Origin of the sequence: Clostridium sp. AF34-10BH, from assembly GCF_003478095.1 — a bacterium.
GTDB lineage: Bacteria > Bacillota > Clostridia > Lachnospirales > Lachnospiraceae > Acetatifactor > Acetatifactor acetigignens.
Genome location: NZ_QUEC01000062.1, coordinates 1 through 3,713 on the forward strand (window position 1 = coordinate 1; position 3,713 = coordinate 3,713).

The window sequence follows — 3,713 nt, forward strand, 5'->3', positions numbered from 1 at the left end:
CATGTATGTACCAGATCATGGTGCTCATTATATTCATGGTGCACTTCAAAGCCGTCCGGGAATTAATCTAATAAAAATTCATTAACAATACATCATCGTTAAATAAACACTGTAGAAGACAATAGCACTTGTCAGAATTATCGTATCCGTCATTCCTCATCTCTTGTGTTATTTTTCCATTTTCCCGGGGCTTAGTGGTTTATATCCATCGTCTTTTTCGACTTGCTTAAACCCACGGTTCCCATCCTTTTATAAATTCTTCCAAAGATGGTGCAATTTTTCTCATTTTTCCTTTTTCGTCATCTGCAAATTTAACAACTCCTGTTTTTACCTCCACCACGACGTTATAATTTGCCTTCTGTTGTTCTACTCCAATCGGTATATGCGTTATTTTTCCATTTGAATCGGTATATGCATCTATTTTCCGTCTTAAACTTTTATATTCATCTTTTGGTTCTACAGAATTTATGCTGATTAAATAATTTTTAAATTTTATATCAATTCTCAAAAAATAATATGTACTGAAATATTCTACTATATCCTCATTCTTTTCAATTCCATATATCTCTAGCAATCTAAGAAAACTTTCATCCCGACCATATGGTATCGGTTTCCATTTACTATATCCTTCGGAATCAGTTTCACCTATATATATTGTCTGATCTATATTTTTCCTTTTAGGACATCTAGGTAAACCTACCGCTGTTTCTTCGTATTTTTTTAAAAATTTTTCAAAAAACATATCCATTTCATTTTTTACTGACATTATTTTATCCTCACATTCTTCCATTTTTTTGTGCGTATTGTCATGGATTTAATACTTTGAAGTAATTCTGAAAATACACTATCATCTACTCCACCCCAAATGCCTAATTGTTTTTCGACATTATGAACCCCCCCCCGCTTCCACTATGTAAATCTTGCGGAATAGGCATAGCTTGTCCCCCTCCACCTATATGATGATGTATTAAAGGTTGGTCTAAATAATCAGCATATTGTGGGAAATATTCCAAAAACTTCTCATTAACAATTGGTGCCTTTCCATTTTGGATTCTTAATAAATTAATTTCTTTTAGGCTTCCCATTGTTATACTCCCATGTATGTTCATGTGAACTTCTGGGTATTTTTTAGGATTTCCATGGTCGCTCATATCAACATCTCTATTGTCTCCACATCACTAGGAGTGCTAGGTTCCTTAAATTAATCTACATCTCTTTCGGCGATCACCATTCTGCTTAATTTAAAGACCAAATGTCCCCGCTGATGTTCTTATACGAAGGCATAGCTAAACTATATTTTTTCATAGTAATTACTCTCTAAGATAAAATCATCAGGAAAAAAAGGACATTCTATCTCCCTTTTTAATAATTTACACAAGAATTCTTCCATGCCCATTATATAGCTAATATTCCTTGCATATCTTGACTCATATACCACAATCTCTAACATATCTCCTTTAAAATTCCAAAACAATTCATCTCCATTATCTGTAATTCCCCATGGAAACAAACCACTTTTCCCATTGTAAAAGTTAAGCAAAAGCTGCTCTGGAAATTCTCTTTGCATACTTATATATGCTTCTTGCATCGATTTAAATTTCTCTATAGAATTTAAATTTTCATTTTCACTAAACGGAGATAATATCCATAAAAACTCATTAATCCCTCCCTCACCATATGAATCAATAAATAATTTGTAATCCTTAGGAAAGATAAGCCCTATTCTTTTCTCAACTTCTTCCCATGCGTTCTTCTTGTTCTCTCCTCGTTGTATTGGTAAAAGCCCATTAATATTATAATCCATAAACAAACCTACTTCCTGTTTAATATCGTTTCATATATATTCAAGCCACCACTGCCTTCTGCTCGAATTGTGATTCCACATGGTATAAGATTATTACCTTCATAGATAGGCGTAACCCTATAATTTACAATCTGTCCTCCTTCAACTGCTTTACGAACATTTGCTTCAATTGAACTCATTAATGGATGATTAACTGGATTTTGGTAAATTGTCACTAAATTTCTGGGGTCACTTCCAGAACCTCCTAGCTGGTTACCTAACAAATGTCCTCTTGCATGCCCTTGGGCTTGCCCTCCAAAACCTGCTGGTTTTATAGATGATTTGGCAGGACTTCCTGTTCCAATCATATCCTGTGTAATAGCAGCTTCAATTCCCGTCGTTCTACCTAATGAGTCTAGTTCATCATATGTAACAGAACCACTACCACTCTCAATAGCCTCACGCATCGCAGCATCATAATTTGCAAAAATACTTCTTAATTTATTCTGTGTTGCTGCCATCATTCCATCAAGGAATTCTCCTATGACAACACCTGTTACAAAATCTGCCACCATCTGTTCTGGATCAAAAGCATATGCCCACTTCTCATCCCATGACATACTGTCATCAAAGACTGCATACGCAAGTCTTTCACCTGCACTTCGGACATTTCCAGTCGAAATCTCCTCTCCTGCTTTCATCGCTGTCGTAGATAATGCACCAATACCCGCACCTATAAACGCCCCGGCTAAAATACTTCCAGCACCAAGCAAAGAGCCTTAAAAATACCGCTGATACATCTTTAACTTATTACTACTGCCTCATTGCATTCTCCTACTAAACAGTCAAGCATTTGTTCAACATTCTCTCCTGCTTTTTCTAAATACCCATCTGTATAACAATAAAACACATCTTGTTCCGTCATTAACACCATTAAATTTCCTCTACACGCAACCCCTACAGGATATACTATTTCATTAATATCATATTCTTCCAGTAACTCTTCAAAATATACTTTATCCAAATTGCATCCCAGTGCTTTTTCTGGGATAAACTCCAAATTTTCTTTTCTTTCATCATCTTCAAAAACAAGCATACCGTATACCGTCAAAAATTTTTCTACATTCATCGGCATGACAAGCCCAAGCTTCTGATACACATCTTTAATATTAGATATATCTATTGTTCTTTTTTCATCCCAACCAGCTTTTACTAGTCTCTCCTCTGTCACTTTTTCCATAATATTAACATTCCTTTCAATCCTATTGTTTTGGGAATAAACATCCTTCAAATGTCACTTGGCAATTTCGACACGGCAAAGCGTATTTTCCATCTTTAAAATATTTTGTATTAATAAAAATATTATCTAACGTTGCTTGATTTTGTAATGCATTGTTTACAGAATATATTTCTGCACAATTATCTACACTCCACTTTTCAAAGCTCATTCTACTTGCATATTCATTATCAATTGAATTTCCTGCCAGACTCATAGTTCTATTTATTCTTTGTTGTAAATCTGGATGTATTTCTTGAATTGAAGGATTAAACTTATTAGCACCGTTATATCCAAAATATATATCACCAGTATTTAAATCTACAGCAGCACTTATCTTCGCAGGTTTATATGCACCACCTCCCGGCTTAGTTATTCCACCATTTTTAATAAAATCAATTTGATTATCAAGAGCCTCATTACTTATCTTTTCTGCAACATCAAGCCAATGCTCGTCATACCTGGCAACTTCTTCTGGTAACATCAGCTCTCTTAAGCTAGAGTAATTACCACTCTCATCAACACTTTCACTAATTTTCCCCTGCGGAGGACAAGCTTTCCTTTTATACCCACTCGGATCATCATACACCACTGGGTTATTCCCGCAGTACGCATACAGATTCAGTCCATCCCCCTGATAGACGTCTTCCTGCA

The 3,713-nt window shown here is 35.2% G+C and carries 5 protein-coding genes and 1 pseudogene; all 6 read right to left on the minus strand.

Features of this window, described 5'->3' with window-relative positions; all coding sequences use genetic code 11:
* Window positions 1-226 precede the first annotated feature (226 nt).
* Window positions 227-766: a SecY-interacting protein Syd gene (locus DWZ61_RS19280; protein WP_182427210.1), complete on the minus strand. Its 540-nt coding sequence runs from the start codon at window positions 764-766 to the stop codon at window positions 227-229.
* A 103-nt stretch (window positions 767-869) separates the two neighbouring features.
* A complete protein-coding gene (locus DWZ61_RS19285; RefSeq protein WP_182427211.1) occupies window positions 870-1,151 on the minus strand; it encodes a hypothetical protein in 282 nt (93 codons plus the stop codon).
* A 140-nt stretch (window positions 1,152-1,291) separates the two neighbouring features.
* Window positions 1,292-1,804, minus strand: a complete 513-nt coding sequence (locus tag DWZ61_RS19290) for an SMI1/KNR4 family protein (protein WP_118540108.1) — start codon at window positions 1,802-1,804, stop codon at window positions 1,292-1,294.
* An 8-nt stretch (window positions 1,805-1,812) separates the two neighbouring features.
* Window positions 1,813-2,556, minus strand: coding sequence for a DNA/RNA non-specific endonuclease (locus DWZ61_RS19295; protein ID WP_207664196.1), 744 nt, complete (start codon window positions 2,554-2,556; stop codon window positions 1,813-1,815).
* A 29-nt stretch (window positions 2,557-2,585) separates the two neighbouring features.
* Window positions 2,586-3,023 carry an SUKH-3 domain-containing protein gene (locus DWZ61_RS19300; RefSeq protein ID WP_007884548.1) on the minus strand — a complete coding sequence of 146 codons (438 nt, stop codon included), beginning with the start codon at window positions 3,021-3,023 and terminating at the stop codon, window positions 2,586-2,588.
* A 22-nt stretch (window positions 3,024-3,045) separates the two neighbouring features.
* Window positions 3,046-3,713, minus strand: a pseudogene (locus DWZ61_RS19305) (hypothetical protein); the annotation flags it as partial.

Excerpts from the sequence above, each read along its gene's own strand:
- DWZ61_RS19280 (WP_182427210.1), bottom strand. The coding sequence starts at position 766 with ATGTCAGTAAAAAATGAAATGGATATGTTTTTTGAAAAATTTTTAAAA.
- DWZ61_RS19285 (WP_182427211.1), bottom strand. The coding sequence starts at position 1,151 with ATGAGCGACCATGGAAATCCTAAAAAATACCCAGAAGTTCACATGAAC.
- DWZ61_RS19290 (WP_118540108.1), bottom strand. The coding sequence starts at position 1,804 with ATGGATTATAATATTAATGGGCTTTTACCAATACAACGAGGAGAGAAC.
- DWZ61_RS19300 (WP_007884548.1), bottom strand. The coding sequence starts at position 3,023 with ATGGAAAAAGTGACAGAGGAGAGACTAGTAAAAGCTGGTTGGGATGAA.